Source organism: Allomuricauda sp. ARW1Y1, assembly GCF_013407935.1.
In the GTDB taxonomy this organism is placed as follows: Bacteria; Bacteroidota; Bacteroidia; order Flavobacteriales; family Flavobacteriaceae; genus Flagellimonas.
On sequence record NZ_JACBZU010000002.1, the window covers coordinates 128,355 to 147,896 of the forward strand.

The 19,542-nt window shown below is 44.7% G+C and carries 17 protein-coding genes and 1 other RNA gene; 10 read left to right on the plus strand and 8 right to left on the minus strand.

What is annotated here, in order from left to right; all coding sequences use genetic code 11:
- Positions 1 to 107: 107 nt before the first annotated feature.
- The gene (locus GGE08_RS05315) at positions 108 to 1,532 is read left to right on the plus strand and encodes an L-serine ammonia-lyase (protein WP_179383871.1); all 1,425 of its coding nucleotides are present in this window, start codon (positions 108 to 110) and stop codon (positions 1,530 to 1,532) included.
- Here GGE08_RS05315 and GGE08_RS05320 read toward each other — a convergent pair.
- Positions 1,529 to 2,008 carry a nuclear transport factor 2 family protein gene (locus GGE08_RS05320; RefSeq protein ID WP_179383872.1) on the minus strand — a complete coding sequence of 160 codons (480 nt, stop codon included), beginning with the start codon at positions 2,006 to 2,008 and terminating at the stop codon, positions 1,529 to 1,531. The two genes, GGE08_RS05315 and GGE08_RS05320, sit on opposite strands and share 4 nt — an antisense overlap.
- Positions 2,009 to 2,078: 70 nt before the next feature.
- Here GGE08_RS05320 and panB point away from each other — a divergent pair, with 70 nt between their 5' ends.
- Together panB and GGE08_RS05330 are read left to right on the plus strand one after the other, a co-directional pair.
- Positions 2,079 to 2,897 carry a 3-methyl-2-oxobutanoate hydroxymethyltransferase gene (panB, locus tag GGE08_RS05325; RefSeq protein ID WP_179383873.1) on the plus strand — a complete coding sequence of 273 codons (819 nt, stop codon included), beginning with the start codon at positions 2,079 to 2,081 and terminating at the stop codon, positions 2,895 to 2,897.
- Positions 2,898 to 3,091: 194 nt separating this feature from the next.
- Positions 3,092 to 3,817 (plus strand): RluA family pseudouridine synthase, encoded by a 726-nt coding sequence (locus GGE08_RS05330; RefSeq protein ID WP_179383874.1) that lies wholly within the window; start codon positions 3,092 to 3,094, stop codon positions 3,815 to 3,817.
- On the opposite strand, the gene GGE08_RS05335 is transcribed toward GGE08_RS05330, so the two are convergent.
- Positions 3,807 to 5,351 (minus strand): hypothetical protein, encoded by a 1,545-nt coding sequence (locus tag GGE08_RS05335; protein WP_179383875.1) that lies wholly within the window; start codon positions 5,349 to 5,351, stop codon positions 3,807 to 3,809. The genes GGE08_RS05330 and GGE08_RS05335 overlap by 11 nt on opposite strands.
- Before the next feature lie 146 nt (positions 5,352 to 5,497).
- On the opposite strand from GGE08_RS05335, the gene GGE08_RS05340 reads away from it, so the two are divergent.
- Positions 5,498 to 6,670 carry a 2-isopropylmalate synthase gene (locus tag GGE08_RS05340; RefSeq protein WP_179383876.1) on the plus strand — a complete coding sequence of 391 codons (1,173 nt, stop codon included), beginning with the start codon at positions 5,498 to 5,500 and terminating at the stop codon, positions 6,668 to 6,670.
- A gap of 14 nt (positions 6,671 to 6,684) precedes the next feature.
- The gene (gene leuB, locus GGE08_RS05345; RefSeq protein ID WP_179383877.1) at positions 6,685 to 7,803 is read left to right on the plus strand and encodes a 3-isopropylmalate dehydrogenase; all 1,119 of its coding nucleotides are present in this window, start codon (positions 6,685 to 6,687) and stop codon (positions 7,801 to 7,803) included.
- A gap of 17 nt (positions 7,804 to 7,820) precedes the next feature.
- Here the strand turns inward: leuB and GGE08_RS05350 are convergent, their stop codons facing one another.
- Positions 7,821 to 9,047, minus strand: a complete 1,227-nt coding sequence (locus GGE08_RS05350; protein WP_179383878.1) for a peroxiredoxin — start codon at positions 9,045 to 9,047, stop codon at positions 7,821 to 7,823.
- A 129-nt stretch (positions 9,048 to 9,176) separates the two neighbouring features.
- On the opposite strand from GGE08_RS05350, the gene pheT reads away from it, so the two are divergent.
- Positions 9,177 to 11,588, plus strand: coding sequence for a phenylalanine--tRNA ligase subunit beta (gene pheT, locus GGE08_RS05355; protein ID WP_179383879.1), 2,412 nt, complete (start codon positions 9,177 to 9,179; stop codon positions 11,586 to 11,588).
- Here the strand turns inward: pheT and GGE08_RS05360 are convergent, their stop codons facing one another.
- The gene (locus GGE08_RS05360; RefSeq protein WP_179383880.1) at positions 11,589 to 12,116 is read right to left on the minus strand and encodes a fasciclin domain-containing protein; all 528 of its coding nucleotides are present in this window, start codon (positions 12,114 to 12,116) and stop codon (positions 11,589 to 11,591) included.
- 214 nt (positions 12,117 to 12,330) lie between these two features.
- Here GGE08_RS05360 and GGE08_RS05365 point away from each other — a divergent pair, with 214 nt between their 5' ends.
- Positions 12,331 to 13,050 (plus strand): hypothetical protein, encoded by a 720-nt coding sequence (locus GGE08_RS05365; RefSeq protein ID WP_179383881.1) that lies wholly within the window; start codon positions 12,331 to 12,333, stop codon positions 13,048 to 13,050.
- Here GGE08_RS05365 and GGE08_RS05370 read toward each other — a convergent pair.
- A complete protein-coding gene (locus GGE08_RS05370; protein ID WP_179383882.1) occupies positions 13,047 to 14,675 on the minus strand; it encodes an ABC-F family ATP-binding cassette domain-containing protein in 1,629 nt (542 codons plus the stop codon). The two genes, GGE08_RS05365 and GGE08_RS05370, sit on opposite strands and share 4 nt — an antisense overlap.
- A 171-nt stretch (positions 14,676 to 14,846) precedes the next feature.
- Between GGE08_RS05370 and GGE08_RS05375 the strand changes: the two genes are divergently transcribed.
- Positions 14,847 to 16,235, plus strand: coding sequence for a TlpA family protein disulfide reductase (locus GGE08_RS05375; protein ID WP_257023961.1), 1,389 nt, complete (start codon positions 14,847 to 14,849; stop codon positions 16,233 to 16,235).
- A gap of 55 nt (positions 16,236 to 16,290) precedes the next feature.
- On the opposite strand, the gene fsa is transcribed toward GGE08_RS05375, so the two are convergent.
- The 3 genes from fsa to ffs form a co-directional block, all read right to left on the minus strand.
- The gene (fsa, locus tag GGE08_RS05380) at positions 16,291 to 16,947 is read right to left on the minus strand and encodes a fructose-6-phosphate aldolase (RefSeq protein ID WP_127141719.1); all 657 of its coding nucleotides are present in this window, start codon (positions 16,945 to 16,947) and stop codon (positions 16,291 to 16,293) included.
- A 38-nt stretch (positions 16,948 to 16,985) separates the two neighbouring features.
- Positions 16,986 to 17,795 carry an SDR family oxidoreductase gene (locus GGE08_RS05385; RefSeq protein ID WP_179383883.1) on the minus strand — a complete coding sequence of 270 codons (810 nt, stop codon included), beginning with the start codon at positions 17,793 to 17,795 and terminating at the stop codon, positions 16,986 to 16,988.
- Positions 17,796 to 17,819: 24 nt separating this feature from the next.
- Positions 17,820 to 17,918, minus strand: an RNA gene (gene ffs / locus GGE08_RS05390) — signal recognition particle sRNA small type.
- A 99-nt stretch (positions 17,919 to 18,017) separates the two neighbouring features.
- Here ffs and GGE08_RS05395 point away from each other — a divergent pair.
- Positions 18,018 to 19,058 (plus strand): glutaminyl-peptide cyclotransferase, encoded by a 1,041-nt coding sequence (locus GGE08_RS05395; protein ID WP_179383884.1) that lies wholly within the window; start codon positions 18,018 to 18,020, stop codon positions 19,056 to 19,058.
- A 2-nt stretch (positions 19,059 to 19,060) separates the two neighbouring features.
- A complete protein-coding gene (locus GGE08_RS05400; RefSeq protein WP_179383885.1) occupies positions 19,061 to 19,450 on the plus strand; it encodes a thioesterase family protein in 390 nt (129 codons plus the stop codon).
- Positions 19,451 to 19,542 lie beyond the last annotated feature (92 nt).

Consider the following 19,542-nt stretch of genomic DNA (forward strand, 5'->3'; position numbering starts at 1 on the left):
TCAAATTGAGAGTGTCCTAATTTTGGGTGGAAAAGTGATGCAGATATTTAAATATTCGCAATATTATCCCGTTTAGCTTCCTATATTTGAAACGGTAAATTCAATATATGGAGTGCATCAGTGTGTTTGATATGCTAAAAATAGGTGTGGGACCGTCCAGCTCGCACACCTTGGGACCATGGCGTGCTGCCGAACGCTGGATTGGAGAGCTTGAGGAAGAAGGGCTTTTTGAAAAAGTCAAGTCCATCAAGGCCTATCTTTATGGTTCCCTATGCCTTACCGGAAAAGGTCATGCCACCGACGTCGCCGTGGTGATGGGCTTATTGGGAACCGACCCGGTTACCGTGGATATTGATAGTATTTCAGGAAGTATTGACAGGATAAAGTCGGAGAAGCAACTCGATTTTGGCGGAAAAAAACGGATTCCGTTCAGCTTTCAAGAAGATATCGTATTTATCCGTGAATTTTTGCCTTTCCATGCCAACGGTATGCGCTTTGAAGCCAATTTGACCGACGGAAGCACGGTTAGCGAAACCTATTACTCCATTGGTGGCGGTTTTGTGGTCAAAGAGGAACGAATCCATGCCAAGGAGAATAAGGAAACCTTCAAAACCTTCCCCCATCCTGTGCGAACGGGCGACGAATTGCTGCAACATTGCAATGCGCAGAACAAATCCATCTCCCAGATTGTGATGGAAAACGAGCTCTCCCTGCGGACGGAAGAAGAAATCAACGAGGGGATTGCGAATATTTGGAACACCATGCTGGAGTCCATGTACATTGGTTGCCATACCGAAGGTAAACTCCCAGGGGGACTCAATGTAAAACGGCGTGCCTTTGAAATTCACCAAAAACTCAAAGGGGAAGTCCCCTACTCCAATCCGCAGGAATGGTTGGAAAGTATCCGCGATACCGAGGTCAAGTTCAGACAAATCATCAAATGGGTGAGCTGCTTTGCACTGAGCGTTAACGAGGTGAATGCCTCCTTGGGCCGAGTGGTCACAGCACCCACCAACGGAAGCGCAGGGGTCATCCCTGCCGTATTAATGTATTACATGGTCATTGAAAACCATGATGCCAATTTTGACGACGTAAAGCAATTTTTGTTGGTGGCCAGCGAGGTCGGGAGCATTTTTAAGAAAGGTGCCACCATTTCTGCCGCCATGGGTGGTTGCCAAGCAGAAATCGGAGTTTCCTCTGCCATGGCCGCTGCGGGCTTAACGGAGTTGATGGGCGGTACACCCGAACAAGTGCTCATTGCTGCCGAAATTGCCATGGAACACCATTTGGGGCTCACCTGCGATCCCATCGGGGGCTTGGTGCAGGTCCCGTGCATTGAACGCAATGCCATGGGTGCCATAAAAGCCATTAACGCCGCTGAATTGGCCTTGGATACAGACCCAAAAGAATGTAAAGTACCCTTGGACAAGGTGGTAAACACCATGTGGGAAACGGCAAAGGATATGAGCTCCAAATACAAGGAAACCTCCGAAGGAGGCTTAGCGGTAGGTGTATTCCTCAGCGATTGTTAATCCATACAGCCTTCCTTGCCCCTAGTGTCGATCAAGTAGATGATTTTCCATTCGCCATCAAAATTGATAAGCTGAAAGGAATTGATACCGCAATGGCTAAACTCACCGTTCAACCAAAACTCATACCCGACCCAAGCATTGGCCATGGTCCTATCCACTTGGATGGAGAAGGATGTGAGTTTTTCCTCAAACTTGGTGGTCTCGGGAATACCGACAATCGATTTCAAAAATTTTGAAAATTCCTCGGTTCTAAATTGGGTTTTACCCTCAGCGTTTCTTCCCGTGGTCTGCAACACGATTCCATCAGCCACGGTACTTTTAATAATGGTGGAATCTTGCTTGTGGAAGCCATCAAAAAAGGTTTCAATGACTTGCTTTACTCGATTTTTGTCTTCTTCATTGGATGGATTTGGCCCTTGGGCATATCCGAAGGCACTGAATGCTAGCAATACGGCAAAAGTGAACAGTTTTCTCATTTGATTAGTCTTTTGATTGAGGCCTAAATTAAACAAATCTGCTTACTTTTAGCCATCAAACAGAATTACCATGTCAACAGCTAAAAAAGAATATAAAAGGGTAACGGTAAAATCGTTGGTGGATATGAAAAAGCGTGGTGAAAAAATCAGCATGCTTACCTCCTACGATTATTCCATGGCAAAAATTGTGGATGGTGCCCATGTGGATGCCATTTTGGTGGGGGATTCCGCCAGTAATGTCATGGCAGGTCACGAAACCACACTACCCATCACCCTCGACCAGATGATCTATCATGCCACCTCGGTGGTGCGGGCCGCCAAAAGGGCCCTCGTTGTGGTCGATATTCCTTTTGGCAGTTATCAAGGTGATTCCAAGGAAGCTTTGCGCTCCGCCATCCGAATTATGAAGGAAAGTGGCGCACATGCTGTAAAAGTGGAAGGAGGCGAGGAAATAAAAGTGTCCATCAGCCGTATTTTGGAAGCGGGAATCCCTGTGATGGGCCACTTGGGACTTACACCACAATCCATCTATAAATTTGGCACCTATACGGTTCGTGCCAAAGAAGAGGAAGAGGCCGAAAAACTCAAAGCAGATGCCAAATTATTGGAGGAACTGGGCTGTTTTGCCATTGTTTTGGAAAAAATTCCGGCCAAATTGGCCAAAGAGGTAGCGGATAGTGTATCCATTCCCATTATCGGCATCGGTGCCGGCAACCAAGTGGACGGACAAGTACTGGTGGTGCATGATATGTTGGGCATGACCCATGAATTCCACCCAAGATTTTTGAGAAGGTACCTCAATCTATATGATGAAATGACCCAAGCTGTTTCACAATATGTGCAGGACGTGAAAAGTCGGGATTTCCCGAATGATGAGGAGTCGTATTAAATGCATAATCAAACCGTCAGTTCGAGTTTTTTCTGAAGGAAAAAGTACCTGCCTGCCGGCAGGCAGGTCGAGAACCAGGTTTGCATTAACAAAGCTTCTTTTCTCGATACAATTTTTTGATCTTCGGTTCAAAAAATCACTCGAAATGACAAATTTCTCATCAAATTGATTTTAAAGCTCAAGTTAGCCCTAAAGTGAAATCCAAAAAGCCAAAAACCGAAGCATCAAAAAGGTCCACCCCTTCCAATCTTCAAGTGCTCTTTGAAGACAATCACCTCATCGTGGTCAATAAACGAGTGGGCGATATTGTTCAGGGGGATAAAACGGGTGACGCCCCTTTGAGCGAGGTCGTAAAACAGTACTTGAAAGAGAAGTACAACAAGCCCGGCAATGTGTATTTGGGTGTGGTGCATCGTTTGGACCGGCCTACTTCGGGCATTGTGCTCTTTGCCAAAACTTCCAAAGCCCTACCGCGGCTGAACAAGATGTTCGCCGAGGGTGACACCAAAAAAATGTATTGGGCCGTGGTCAAAAACCCACCCCCTAAAGAAAGCGACACCCTAACACATTGGTTGGTCCGTAATCCAAAGCAGAATAAATCCTATGCCCATAACAAGGAGGTTCCCAATAGTAAAAAGGCGGTTTTGGACTACAAACTCATAAAAAAATTGGATAGCTATTATCTTTTGGAAATTGACCTAAAAACGGGCAGACATCACCAAATACGGGCGCAATTGGCCGCCATTGGCTGCGTTATCAAAGGGGATTTAAAATATGGTGCGGACCGCAGCAACAAAGATGGCGGGATTCACCTGCACGCTAGAAGCCTTGTAATCGTTCATCCTGTGCAAAAAGAGCCTGTCGCGTTTTTGGCAACTCCCCCAGAAGATCCTATTTGGAACGCCTGTATCAGCGAGTAAGCGCCAAAGCCTTTTCCCTGATGATTTCAGAAACCGGTTTGTTCTGCAAATGACTTTCCAACCATGAAAGGATGTCCAGATACAAGAATGCCCGCTTTTCGTACGGATGGTTTTCGTATTTCTTAAGCTCGTTGTACAATTTCTGGAACTCCCCTTTTAGATCGGTGGGGTAGATATCGCCAAGATTTCGTAAAAATTTGATCATTTCTTTCTGCACCTCGTGCAAGTCGTTCATTTTCAACAGGAACTTATAGGTGCTTTTCAATTGCACTTCCAAATGGTAGTCCATACCCGCTTCGTAATGCGCCACCAAGCTCAATACCCTGGCAAAACACATCAGGTCTTCACGCATTTTCAACTTTTTGTTGGAAATGATTTTCTTGAGATACGAAATACAGTTTTTATTGTCCCCGTTGCCAAAATACAAACAGGCAATCTTGTAATAGAGGAGCATAACATGGTGCTCATCAATCTGCTGGCGATGTTTTTTGATGCCGTACTCGATAATGTTCACCAAATAAATCCCCTTGTCAAAAGTGCCTTCCAAAAAATGAAGGTTCAGTTTATTGGTATTGATGTACAAAAAGGCCAGCGAACTGATGTTATCGTTTTTAGGGAACTTGTCATCGTTTACCTGTGCTTCCAACCGTTCCAAAGTTTCCCTAAACTGGGATGCATATTTCACAAAAAACAATGATTCCAGCAGGTAATGGTTTCCCTTCAAAAAGAAAACCGGATTCAAAGGAATCATATGTTCGTTTTCGTAGAAGAGGTCCACCCATTTACTGGCGTATTTATAGGCTGACAAAAAGTCCTGAATCAACAAGCTATACCATAAATGTGCCTTGTACAACCATAATTTTTCACGAAAACCTAGGTCTTCGATATTGTATTTGGGCAAATGCTCGTCAAAATAGCTTTTTACGTTTTGCAAATCCTCATCGCTGCGCACGTAGCCCACTTTTAGCATCATTCCGTACAATTGCAGGGAAAGATTGGAGAGTTTGCTCGTCATTACATTTTGTGCGGACAACTGCTTGGCCTCCCTGGCCAACTCGTCCGCCCTATCTGGAATACTTCGTGTAATATATTGTGTTTCGATGATTTTCTCCAACTCCACAATTTCGTAGGCCACGTTCTTTTCCTCGTTCTCGATAGCGAAGCTTTTGGCCTTCTCCAAAATTTTCAAGCTTTGCTTGTAGAGTCCCTTTTGATATAGGATGGTGGCAAAGTCCAACTGTTCCCGAATCTGAATACGCACATTTTGGTTCACCGGGTTTAGACGCAAACTCACCAAAATCTGCTTGTATAAATGGGCTTTTAGGTTGGAAAGTTGTGATTTTTTGACAATCCCGCTATCCAAGATCTGTCGCTCATCATACCGCCGCATTTTGTCCAGTAGATTGAATAGCGCCAAAAACTTGGCATCCGTATTCACACCCAATCGGCCAACATAGAGCTTAAATTGGCGTTTTTCGGACTTGGAAAGCGATTTCACCAGCACAAACAAAGCATCCTTATGGGCATTTGTCATCGTAAAAAATAATGTTTAAGCAATTGTTTTTCAGTTATTTAGTTGAGTGCGCAAGCCGTTTAACGTTGTAACGTGTCCTAGGCGGCGTTTCGTCTTCTGCCCTGCTTTACTACTTTCGTTAGTCATAGAAAAAACAGGTTGATAACATGGGTAAAGATAAGGTAGAAATTTTTGACACAACACTAAGGGATGGCGAACAGGTACCTGGCTGTAAACTAGATACCGAGCAAAAATTGATCATTGCCGACCGATTGGACGAACTCGGGGTTGATGTGATCGAAGCAGGGTTCCCCATTTCCAGTCCCGGTGATTTCAAATCGGTGAACGAAATAGCCAAGTTGGTCAAAAATGCAAGGGTTTGTGGGCTTACCCGTGCGGTGAAAAAAGATATCGAAGTGGCTGCAGAGGCCATAAAAGATGCCAAAAGACCCAGAATCCATACCGGAATAGGAACTTCTGAATCACACATCAAGTATAAATTCAATTCTACACAGGACAAAATCATCGAGCGAGCGGTTGAAGCTGTGGCCTATGCCAAAACTTTTGTGGAAGATGTTGAGTTTTATGCTGAGGACGCCGGCCGTACCGATAATGAATTCTTGGCCCGCATTTGTGAAGCAGCCATAAAAGCAGGTGCCACCGTTCTCAACATTCCAGATACCACTGGCTACTGCCTTCCCGAAGAGTACGGTGCCAAAATGAAGTATTTGAAGGAAAATGTCAAAGGCATTGAAAAAGCTATCCTATCCTGTCACTGCCACAACGATCTAGGTTTGGCCACCGCCAACTCCATTGCAGGGGTCATCAACGGAGCCCGACAAATTGAGTGTACCATCAACGGTATCGGTGAACGTGCCGGAAATACCTCCCTCGAAGAAGTGGTGATGGTGATGCGACAACACCCTCATTTAAATTTGGATACCGACATCAACAGTAAATTACTTTGGGATACGAGTACCATGGTTTCCCAAAAAATGGGAATGCCCGTACAGCCCAATAAAGCCATTGTAGGCTCCAATGCATTTGCGCACAGCTCGGGAATTCACCAAGACGGTGTAATCAAACGGAGGGAAACCTATGAAATCATCGACCCAAAAGATGTTGGGGTGAGTGAATCCTCCATTGTGCTGACCGCCCGTAGTGGTCGCGCAGCCTTAGCGTACAGAGCCAAAAAGGTAGGTTATGAGCTCACCAAACTCCAATTGGACACGGTGTATGAAAACTTCTTGAAGTACGCCGATGTGAAAAAGGAAATTGTGGACGAGGATATCCACGAAATTGTGGAGACCAGCAATATCGGGATGAAAAGCCTGGCATAAATCACACTTTGTGTATGACGTTTAAAATTGCATTGCTACCCGGTGATGGTGTAGGACCCGAGGTTCTGGCCCAAGCCGTGAAATGTTTGAAGGCCGTTGAGGAAACCTTTAATCAACATTTTGTTTTTAAGGAGGCTCCCGTAGGTGCCGTTGCCATCGACAAGAAAGGGGTTCCCCTACCCGATGCCACACTCCAGTTGTGCAAGGAATCGGATGCCGTGCTGTTCGGCGCCATTGGTGATCCAAAATATGACACTGATCCCGATGCCAAGGTTCGCCCAGAACAAGGTTTGCTGCAATTGAGAAAAGAATTGGGGCTTTTTGCGAATATCCGTCCGGTGATTTCCCATCCCACCTTATTGGACAAATCCCCTTTAAAAAGAAACATCATCGATGGAACTGATTTTGTAATCTATCGCGAGCTAACGGGTGGCATCTATTTTGGTGAGAAAAAATTGAATCCAGAAGGTACCAAAGCTTCGGACCTTTGCGAGTATACCGAAGAAGAAATAAGTCGTATCACCCACTTGGCATTTAAGGCCGCGAAGGGCCGTAAAAAGAAATTGACTCTTGTGGACAAAGCCAATGTGCTGGAATCCTCCAGACTTTGGCGCAAAGTGGTCACCAAAATTGGGGAAAGCTACCCCGAAGTGGCCTTGGACTTTTTGTTTGTAGACAATGCCGCTATGCAAATCATTCTCAATCCCAAACAGTTCGACGTTATTTTGACCGAGAACATGTTCGGAGACATCATTTCCGATGAGGGGAGTGTGATAGGTGGCTCCATTGGATTATTGGCTTCGGCCTCCATTGGAGAGGAAAGCGCCCTGTTTGAACCCATCCACGGTTCCTACCCGCAAGCCAAGGGCAAGGATATTGCCAACCCGATAGCCTCTATCCTATCTGCATCCATGCTATTGGAGCATTTGGGACTTATCGAAGAGGCTTGGGCCGTAAAAAAAGCAGTGGACAAGTCACTGAAAAAGGGAATCGTCACACCCGACTTGAATAAGGAAAGTCAATATGGAACCAATCATGTTGGGGACTTTATTGCCCACAATATTGTGGATATTGAGGACGACACCCTAATGAACGATGAGAACATCCATTTGGGGAAATCCACCATTATCTAGTCCGTTTTCGTTGGATTTTACTCGGAGGTCAGTTCTTGGATCGTTTTATTGAACTCTTCTTTGAATTCGATAAACTTTTCACCCGTAGCAGGTCCATTGAAACCAGTATGAATCTTTCGGACCTCTCCGCTTTTATCAATGTAAATGGTGGTAGGATACGAAAGAATATGGTTCAGCATAGGTAGTTTTTCATTGGCCTTTTGCTTGTTGGACGTACCATATTGCGCCAAGAGTATTGGATAGGGAACATCTTCCCGCTCCTGTAAACGTTGGATACCCTCAAAAGCCTTTTCTTCGGTTTTGGCATACTCAAATGCCAGCCCAACAAGTTGCAGGTCCAAGTCGGGATTGTTTTTGACAAAATCCACATAAAATCGGGTCTCATCCAAGCAATTGGGGCACCACGTCCCCATTATCTGGACCAAAACCGCTTTGTCCTTGAACATGGGGTCGTCCAGACCCACCATTTCCCCGTCCGAGTTTGGAAAGGTAAAATCGAATTTATCATAACCTTCCCTCAAATAGGTCAATTCATTGGAATCCGGTAGCTCGAAGGCCTCGTTTCTGGCCGCCATAAATTCTTCTACGGAATGATTCCCGGAGTAAAACTTCCCGTTGAGCGTGCTATCCGTAACCTCTGCCAAAAAAAGGAAGACATGGGAGCCATCAAAAGCTGAAAGCTTCATGCTATCTCCTGTCACCACGCCATCCAAATAGCGGTAATCCCCTGTCTTTGTCCTAAAAGTTCCTTTTAATCGATTGCCATTCTGCATAAAAATACCCTTGGCCGCATATTCATCTTCCGTATTTACATCAAAATAGGTCTCCCAAATTCCCGAGAGGTTTACGGCCGCATCTTCATTCACCGTAAAGCGGTCCTGCTTGCCATAGGTAGCCACAAAAGGCACCCTCCTTTCCTTGCTCTCCTCAATAAATTCGCCCGTAATCCGATCTGTAGTATAAGTACCTGTGATATGTCCTTCAAAAACGGGCATTCGAATATTGATGGAATCCCCATTGAAGGTAAATTCGTCAATGGTCACTACCTCTTCAGCGTTGAAGGCTTGCATCACATAGTCACCTTCCTCATTTTGGGTAAGCGTAAACTCAAAAGGCAATTGTTGTGACTCGGATACTTCGATTTTGGCCAACCAATCGCCGGTTGCCAATTTGGGCGCCTCTTCTTTTTTGCACGAGGCACATAAAATCACAAGCCCTGCTAACGCTATCCCGATTCTGTTCATAAATTGAAAGATTTTACCTAAATGTAGGAAATACATTTTAAAACTTACCATTTCCTAGGTTTTATGGTTAGTATTATCGTTGAATCTGTTCCCCTATTGTTATATATTTGTGCCCTCTAAAAATGGGGTATGAAGATTTCTTATAACTGGTTGAAGCAATTTTTGCAAATTGATTGGGATGCTCAAAAAACAGGTGAACTTTTAACAGATCTGGGTCTGGAAGTTGAAGGCATCACCCAATTTGAATCAGTTAAAGGCGGTTTAAAGGGAATCGTAGTGGGCCACGTGCTTACTTGCGAGTCCCACCCTAATGCAGACCGCCTCAAGTTGACCACAGTGGATATTGGACAGGAAGCTCCGGTACAGATTGTTTGTGGGGCACCCAATGTGGCCGCTGGACAAAAAGTTCCTGTGGCAACCGTTGGCACTACCCTTTATACCAAAGAAGGCGAGGCTTGGGTAATCAAGAAAGGTAAAATCCGAGGAGAAGTGAGCCAGGGCATGATCTGTGCCGAAGATGAAATCGGTTTGGGCGAAAGCCATGACGGAATTATGGTTCTCAACGAGGAGCTGGTTCCAGGTACACCTTGCGCCAAAGTGTTCGATATTGAAAACGACGAGGTTTTTGAAATTGGCCTCACCCCCAACCGTGCCGATGCCATGAGCCATTTTGGCGTGGCCCGTGACCTAAAGGCAGGTCTCGAACAAAAAGAAATACAAAAGGAACTGGTTACCCCTTCGGTGAGTAATTTTTCCATTGACAACCGTTCCCTAAAAGTGGATGTGGAAGTCATGGAGAGCGATTTGGCTCCAAGATATTGCGGGGTTACCATCAACAATCTTGTTGTGCAGGATTCTCCCGATTGGTTAAAAAACAGGTTAAAAGCCATTGGCTTGGCACCGATAAACAATGTGGTGGACGTAACCAACTATGTGCTACACGAACTGGGGCAGCCCTTGCATGCTTTTGACGCATCCAAAATAAAAGGCAACAAGGTAGATGTAAAAACATTGCCCTCGGGCACCAAATTCACTACGTTGGACCAAGTGGAGCGCGAGCTTCATGAAGACGACCTTATGATATGTGACGCTGAAAAACCCATGTGCATTGCTGGAGTTTTTGGTGGAATTCACTCCGGGGTCACCGAGCACACGACGTCCATTTTCTTGGAAAGTGCCTATTTTGACCCAGTTTCCATTAGGAAAACGGCCAAAAGACACGGTTTGAATACGGATGCTTCCTTCCGATTTGAAAGGGGCATCGATATCAATTTAACCAAATACGCCCTAAAAAGAGCTGCGCTGCTGATCAGGGAAATTGCCGGTGGCTACATCACTTCCGAAATTGTTGACCTGTTCCCCAAAAAGCCGCAAGAAAGGCAAGTATTTCTGACCTTTAATAAAATCAACTCCTTGATCGGACAGGAAATCCCGAGGGATACCATAAAATCCATCCTATCGTCTTTGGAGATACGAATCAACAACGTAACGGAATCAGGCCTTGGACTGACCATCCCTACCTACCGGGTAGATGTGACCCGTGAAGTGGATGTCATCGAGGAAATCTTGCGTGTGTATGGTTACAACAATATCGATTTCAAGGAAAAACTAAATGCGAGTATTGCCAAAACCTCCCGTTTTGAAAATTACCGTATCCAAGATGTGGTCGGAAACCTACTGGCCTCCAAAGGTTTCTATGAAATTATGACCAATAGTTTGGTTGCGAACACCATGAGTTCGGAAGAAGATGGTGCCGTTCAAATGCTGAACCCTTTGAGTTCCGATTTATCCGTGCTGCGTACGTCCATGTTGCATTCCGGGCTTCAAACGGTGAGCTATAACCACAACCGTCAAAAAACGGACCTCAAATTGTTCGAGTTCGGAAAAACCTACCACAAAGTGGATGGGTCGTACCAAGAAAACCAACACTTGGCATTGTTCGTTTCTGGTGATCGAACACAAAGTAGCTGGGCGGTCGCTCCGAAAAAATCCGAATTCTTCTATTTGAAAGGTATCGTCGAAAATGTTTTTGAACGTTTGGGCGTAAGGGATTTGGACACTCAGCCATTGGGCAATGCTGATTTTTCGGAGGGCATCTCCTACACCAAAAATGATACGGTCTTGGTTTCCCTTGGTTTGGTAAGCAGAGCTGCGCTGAAGCAGTTTGACATCAAACAGGAAGTATTTTATGCTGATTTGAATTGGGATGCACTATTAAAATTGGTAAGTACCCAAAATGTAGTCTTCAAGGAAATACCAAAATTCCCCGAGGTAACCCGTGATTTTGCCTTATTGCTGGATGAGTCGGTTTCTTTCCAAAAAGTATATGACATCGCTTGGAAGACAGAAAGAAAGCTACTTAAAAAAGTGAATCTGTTTGATGTGTATACTGGAAACAACCTTCCAGAAGGCAAGAAATCCTATGCGGTAAGCTTCACGCTCATGGACGAAAAGAAGACGCTTACTGACAAACAAATCGATAAGATTATGGGCAAACTATTGGCCCAATATCAAAAGGAGTTGGGAGCGGAACTTCGTTAATTACATTTGGGCAGGGAGAATCACGCTGTCGATTTCGTGAACCACACCCTCATTTTCCAGGTTAAGGTCAGCGGCAGTGATTCGTGCCGTATTGCCAACAGGATCGGTCAATACGATGTCATAGCCATCCAAATGGGCTGTCAATTTTTTGCCTTGAACCGTTGTGAAAGTTGCGACGCCATTTCCTCTTCCGATGGCCCGGAGCATGCGGGACGCAGTTAATTGTCCTGCAACAATATGGTAAGATAGCAGTGATTTTAATGCTCTCTTGTCCTCCGCATTGATCATTTCCGACATTTTTTGACTAGAAAACTTCTCAAAAGCCGCATCTGAAGGTGCAAAAATGGTGAAGGGCCCCGATTTCTGGAGCAAGGCTCCCAACTCTGTGGCATTTACCGCACTCAATAAAATGGTGTGATTTCCCAACCTACTGGCATACGAAAGTGCATTGGAAGTGCTTTGGGCTGAAGCAATTAGCGAAAAAACAAAACAGACGATACAAAGAAACTTCGTTGCGGGGGCACTCATAAGGTTGGTTAAATTTTAGGGCTTGAACGATTTAGTATGCTTTTACGATTAACTACCAAAAACGTCGATAAGATACACCTTTTTTATTGACATCTGTGAGTTTTTATGGGTCTCAAAATCCATTTAACAAAAACTTAACATCGGATTATATGACAATTGTCAGTATCGAAAATTCAATTCCTTAAATTTGAGTAGATTACTAAAAAAAAGCTGCATGATTTTGAAAGGAACCAACATTGCCCAAAAGCTTCGGAAAAGCAGGGAGAAAAACGGAAACGGCGAACACATTTTGGCCGAGGTTAAACAAATTTTAAGCAACGATGCTCAAAAAGAAGAGCAGATAGCCCAACAATTGAGCTCCAAGAACAACACTCTTTCCAACGACTTTGATTTTGACCTTTTGGAAACAGATAAGATTTTCCACATTGATCAAATCAAGGAGATTTGTATCGATTATCGATTGCGCTTCTTGGACAGCTCCTATTTTAAGGGGAAGATTCCTCAGGCCGCCATTTCCAAAATCAAACATTTGGAAGCTGCACACCACACCGAAATCAAAGGATTTAAGATAATGGCACCGTCCAAATTGTTCCGTTTGGAGGACAAGGACGACCCATTGCTCTTTGCTCCCATCGGTAACGATTATTTTTACTTGATCCACAAATGGGGGAACGATTTACATCCCTTGCGCAAATTGTTCGCATGGCCGTTTAAGAACGTTTCCAATCTTATCTTGGTGGTGGTATTGCTCAGCTATCTGGTTACCTTGATGGTACCGGAAGGGCTGTTCTCCAAGAAAAGCTCCACGGCCGAATTTTGGATCATTTACTTCTTTATGTTCAAAAGTATTGCTTCCGTGGTGATATTCTACGGTTTTGCCCTTGGTAAAAACTTTAATCCAGCCATCTGGAAAAGCAAGTATTTTAACGCTTAAGCGGTAACGGCATACATTTTTTCACGCTGCTCTTTGATGGACTTGTCCGACATATAGTCATCAAAGGTCAAGTAGCGGTCAATGGCGCCATTGGGCGTCAACTCAATAATTCTGTTCGCCACGGTGTTCACAAACTCGTGATCGTGCGTGGTGAGCAGAATTGTTCCTTTAAAGTTTTTTAGGGAGTTGTTGAATGCGGTGATACTTTCCAAGTCCAAGTGGTTGGTAGGTTCGTCCAACATCAACACATTGGCGCGAAGCATCATCATACGGCTGAGCATACAGCGTACCTTTTCCCCTCCGGAGAGTACCGTACATTTTTTCAACGCTTCCTCACCGCTAAACAGCATTTTCCCAAGGAATCCCCTTAGGTATACCTCTTCCCGTTCTTCTTCGGTCTTGGCCCATTGACGGAGCCAATCCACCAAATTCACTTCGTCTTGGAAAAATTCCGAGTTATCTGCCGGCAAATAGGATTGAGTAGTTGTAACCCCCCACTGATACTTTCCATTCGCGGCCTTGGTTTTCCCGGCGATAATATCGTAAAAAGCGGTAGTTGCTCGGGAATCCTTGGAAAGGATGGCCACTTTGTCCCCCTTGGCCAAGTTGATGTTCACATCCTTGAACAATAGGTCGCCATCTTCTGAAGTAGCGGTCAATTTTTCCACATTCAGGATTTGGTCCCCCGCTTCCCTCTCACGATCAAAAATAATGGCAGGATATCTTCTGCTGGATGGTTTGATGTCTTCCACTTTTAACTTGTCCAACATCTTTTTACGCGAAGTAGCCTGCTTGCTTTTCGCCACGTTGGCGCTAAATCGCTGGATAAATTCCTGTAGTTCCTTGGCCTTCTCTTCTGCCTTTTTGTTCTGCTGCGCCCTTTGCCTTGCAGCTAGTTGACTACTCTCGTACCAGAAGGTGTAGTTTCCTGAGAATAGATTGATTTTTCCAAAGTCGATATCCGCAATGGTGGTACAAACGGCATCCAAAAAGTGCCTGTCGTGAGAGACCACGATAACGGTATTGTCGTAATTGGCCAGGAAATTTTCCAACCAATTGATGGTTTCGTAGTCCAAATCGTTGGTAGGCTCGTCCATGATCAGCACATCGGGATTTCCGAACAAGGCTTGCGCCAAGAGCACTCGTACCTTTAGTTTGGAATCCAGGTCGGCCATATTGGTGTAGTGCAGGTCTTCCGTAATCCCAAGGTTGGATAACAATGCAGCGGCATCGCTGTCGGCGTTCCATCCGTTCATTTCCTCGAATTCGACCTGTAGCTCGCCAATCTTTTCCGCATTTTCATCGGTGTAATCGGCATAAAGGGCATCGATTTCCTTCTTGATTTTGTACAGGGGCTTGTTACCCATCACCACGGTTTCCAACACCGGATATTCGTCGTATGCGTTATGGTTCTGCTCCAAAATCGACATACGCTTGCCTGGCTCCAAATGCACATGGCCAGAGGTAGGATCTATCTGCCCGGATAAAATTTTAAGAAAGGTAGATTTACCGGCCCCGTTGGCACCGATAATACCGTAACAATTCCCTTGGGCAAAGGTTACATTGACCTCATCGAACAAAACTCTTTTGCCAAACTGTACGGATAAATTCGATACTGATAACATGCAACTATCTTTATTTTTTGCAAAAGTAGCTAAATACGATTCCACATTCTAATTTAAAACGGCATATTTGAACGATGGAAAAATACCGTTTAACAACATTTAACGACCCCTTAACAAGTTAGGCTTCTTGGGTTGCTTACATTTGAAAGTCAATTGAATGGTCCCCTATATATGGTAAGATTTTTACTCGGCCTCACCTTGGTAGCTTCTATCGTATCGTGTTCTGATGCCCCAGAAAACGGTTCTACAGTTTTTTTCGGTGGCGAAATCGTGAATCCAACCAGTAATTACGTGGTGCTGTACCACAACGATTCTTATGTGGACTCCGTACAATTGGACGATAAAAACCACTTTTTGTTCCAACTGGACAGCATTGAAGAAGGACTTTACCATTTTGACCATAGCCCCGAACTACAATATGTTTACCTTTCCGAAGGGGACAGCCTTTTGGCCCGTTTGAATACCGTCGAGTTTGACGAATCACTGGTATATTCCGGTACAGGAAGTGAAATCAACAACTTTTTGATAGAGATTTTCCTTGCGATTGAGGAAGAAGAGCCGTTGATCAATGAATATTTCAACCTAGACCCTGAAACGTTTAGCGAAAAAATAGATTCCCTACATACGGTCAAAGTGGCTTTGCTGAACGAATTGAATGCAGACAACGAGTTTACCCCAAGGGCACTGGCCATGGCAGAGGCTTCGATTGACTACAACACTTATATCAACAAGGAAAAATATCCGTTTTACCATAAAAAAGGAACTGGCGAAGAAACCATCCACGAACTTCCCGAAGAATTTTATAGGTATCGCACAAACATTGATCTGAACAATAAGGACCTCACCTACTTTAGGCCTTATTTCGATTTTATGAAGTGGCATTTTGGCAATGTGGCTTACATGACCTGCTTGGAAGATTGCTCCAACAATAAAAAACCGGTGAGCGACCGCCTACACTTTAATAAGCACAAGCTTGCTTTGGTGGACAGTATTGTGAAGCAACCTGAGTTAAGGGACATTCTTTTCAGGAACATTGCGATGGATTATCTGCTTCGCGAGCACACACCCAGTGAAGAGGCCACCGTTTTTATTGAAAAGTTCAAATCACTTTCCACCAATAACGAACACCAAGAGGAAATCGATTTGCTGTACAATGGCATCAAAAACCTCCAACCCAATACCACAGTCCCTGATATTGCTGTAAAGGACATCAACAATGAGGCGATTTCCCTAAAAACATTGGCCAACGATAAAAAGAACACCGTATTTTATTTTTGGACTGCCGACCAAAAGAAGCATTTTATCAATGTGAACACACACATTACTTCTTTGGAGAAAAAATATCCGCATTACAATTTTGTGGGCATCAACCTTAGGACCAACTTTGCGCAGTGGAAACAGCTTATGGACGAGTACAAACTCGATGCGGGCAAGCATTACCATGGCGATAATTTCAAGGATTTGCAAATGGCCATGATTATTGATGGTCTCAACAAATGCGTGATTGCCAAGGACACTTTGGTGGTCGATGGTTTTGCCAATCTCTACACTTCACTATAAATAAAAAAGCCCCGAACTTTCATTCAGGGCCATTCAATCTTTTGGACTCTCCCAACTAGGAGTTTCCTTTTTTGTAATCTTCCAAGAATTTGGCCAAGCCAATATCGGTCAATGGGTGTTTCAATAATCCATCGATAGACGACAAAGGACCTGTCATCACATCGGCACCAAGTTTTGCACAATCGATCACATGCATGGTGTGACGGATGGATGCGGCCAATATTTGGGTCTCAAAACCGTAGTTGTCATAAATCAAACGGATTTCGGCAATCAAATTAAGGCCGTCGGTAGAAATATCGTCCAATCGTCCCAAGAAAGGGGATACATAGGTAGCTCCAGCCTTAGCGGCCAATAACGCCTGCCCTGGGGAGAATACCAAAGTGCAATTGGTACGGATACCCTTATCCGAAAAATATTTTAATGCCTTTACCCCATCCTTGATCATGGGTACTTTCACTACAATCTGTTCGTGCAGCTCGGCCAACTCCTCACCTTCTTTTATGATTTCCTTAAACTCCGTGGCCACTACCTCGGCAGAAACATCACCATCCACAATGTTGCAAATGTCCACGTAATGTTTCAAAATATTATCCTTTCCGGTGATGCCTTCCTTCGCCATTAGGGAAGGGTTGGTGGTCACACCGTCCAAAACACCGAGTTCTTGGGCTTCCTTAATTTGGTCAAGATTGGCAGTATCAATAAAAAACTTCATTTCTTACTATTTATAATTGGTTCACAAATCCCCTAAAATTACAACTTATAATGGTCGAGGAGTAATTTTTCGTAGACTTTGTCGGGTAAAATCTTTTTTAACCTAAGGGAGAATTTTTGTAAAAATGCGCCTACGGGGTTGTGTATCTTCGGCTTTTTCTGGTTGATGATCTTGTACACGGCCTCCGCTACCTGTATTGGGTCTCCCCCACTGTCCACATCCGCATTGATGGCGTTTAGGGTCTGTTGGTATTTTTCTTGGTAGGCAGAGCCTTCGATAACCGGTGCATGGTACCTGCCCGATGCAATATTGGTAGCAAAATCACCGGGAGCCACATTGGTAATGGTCACGTTAAAATCCTTGGTTTCCATGCGTAGGGCCTCGGTAAGGATGCCCAACGCACCTTTGGTGGCGGAGTAGAATCCTCGATAGGGCAATCCCATGTAACCCGCAATGGAGGTGATGTTGATAATAGCCCCGCCGCCCTGCTTGCGCATTTGCGGCAAAACGGCCTTCATTACATGCACGGGACCATGAAAATTGGTGTCGAACACGCGCAAAATCTCTTCGTGGGGGGTTTCTTCGATGGGTCCGGTAATGCCAACCCCAGCGTTGTTTATCAAAACATCCAATCTATTCTCTTTGGAAATGACATTGGAAACGGCCTTTTGGATGCTTTCCACATCCGTTACATCCAATTGAACCAGTTCAAAAGCCTTAAAATCGGGATAGTTTTTTGGATTGCGCGTAGTACCGTAAACCGTAAACCCTTTTTGGACCAAGTAGGTCCCGATGGATTTACCAATACCTGAAGAACCGCCGGTGATCAGTACAACTTTTTTATCCATGATCAGCTGATTTTTGGGTACAAAAAAGGGCAAGCTACCTACATCGCACCGCTACGACCACATACCCTTGCTGCGTTCCCGCCCTGGGGGATTCTGCAGGAGCTGGTCGTGTAGGACTTGCCCGGCTGCAAATATACGACCTTTTAAATTTGTGGCAATCCCAATACATTCTTAATTTCGAAGATTCATGAGTAACAATTTATGATACAAGCAGTAAAAAATATGGGCAAACTTTTTTTCGCAACCGGGGCCTTGCTCTTCTTTTTGGCCTGCGGTGGCAATGCCGACCCGGCCAAGCATTTTTCCATCCAACTGGAAAACAAGGCCATACAGCAAAACCAACAATTGGGAGTAGCCCTCAAGAACAAAAAGGACATTGAAATATCGGACCTACGCTATTATATTGACGGAAAGGAAATGCCCGTTGAAAATGGTAAGTTGACCCTTGACCTCCCCACCTTGGGCAACAAAACCTTGGTGGCAAAGTTCAATATTGAAGACCAAAACGTCTCAGTAGAAAAAGACTTCCGCTTATTGGCCGCTTCGGCACCGGAAGTGTACACCTATGAAATCCTGAATACCTACCCACACGATACCGGGGCCTACACCCAAGGACTGGAATTCCACGATGGCATCTTGTACGAAGGCACAGGGAAAACAGGTTTTTCTACGCTCCGAAAGGTCGATTTTAAAACCGGTGAGGTACTGCAAAAAATTGATATGGACGCTTCAGTCTTTGGTGAAGGCATTACGATCATGGATGGTAAGCTGTACCAATTGACCTGGCAAAGCGGGATGGGATATGTGTACGATATCGAGACTCTGGAGAAAATCAAAAACTTTACCTATGGTAAAAGCCGCGAAGGATGGGGTTTGTGCAACGATGGCGAGAAACTTTATAAAAGTGACGGCACCGAAAAAATCTGGTTTTTAGATCCTGAGACATTGGAAGAGACCGGCCATATCGAAACCGTGACCAATAAGTCCATTTTTAACCGTGCCAACGAGCTGGAGTATGTGAACGGTAAAATTTATGCCAATGTGTACCAAAAACAGAGCATGATGATCATAGATGCCACCTCCGGCGCCATTGAGGGTGTGATCAACTTTGGCGGACTTCAAAGCCAAGTAACCAAAGGGCCTCAATGGGATGAAGGCAACTCTGTACTGAACGGCGTGGCCTACCACCCCGAACGGGAAACCTTTTTTGTGACAGGCAAAAACTGGGACAAGCTGTTTGAGGTGAAAATCCTTAAAAAATAGGGATGAAGACCTACTCGGAAGCTTTTGATGTGATGCCCAACGACCTGGACGACCTCAACCATGTGAACAATATCCGCTACGTGGAATGGATCCAAGAGATTTCCAAGAGGCACTGGAACCATGTGACCACCGAAGCCATACAGCAATCCTTGATTTGGGTGGTGCGCAACCACAACATTACCTATCATAAATCGGCCGTGCTCGGGAACACCATGCTCATCAATACCTACATAGCAGAGAACCAAGGGCCTATTTCCACAAGGGTGGTGGAAATCAAAAACAAGGAAACCAATGAGCTGCTGGTGAAAGCGGTTACGGAATGGTGCTTACTGGATGCCCAAACCTTTCGGCCCAAACGGGTGCCGGAGGAAATTCAGGCGCTATTCTTATAGCGTACACCCCAATTCGTAGCAAAAATACTTTCATATTGATCAAATAGCTGTAATTCATCGAATTTTCGCCCAATCTCCTTAATTCCAGTCAC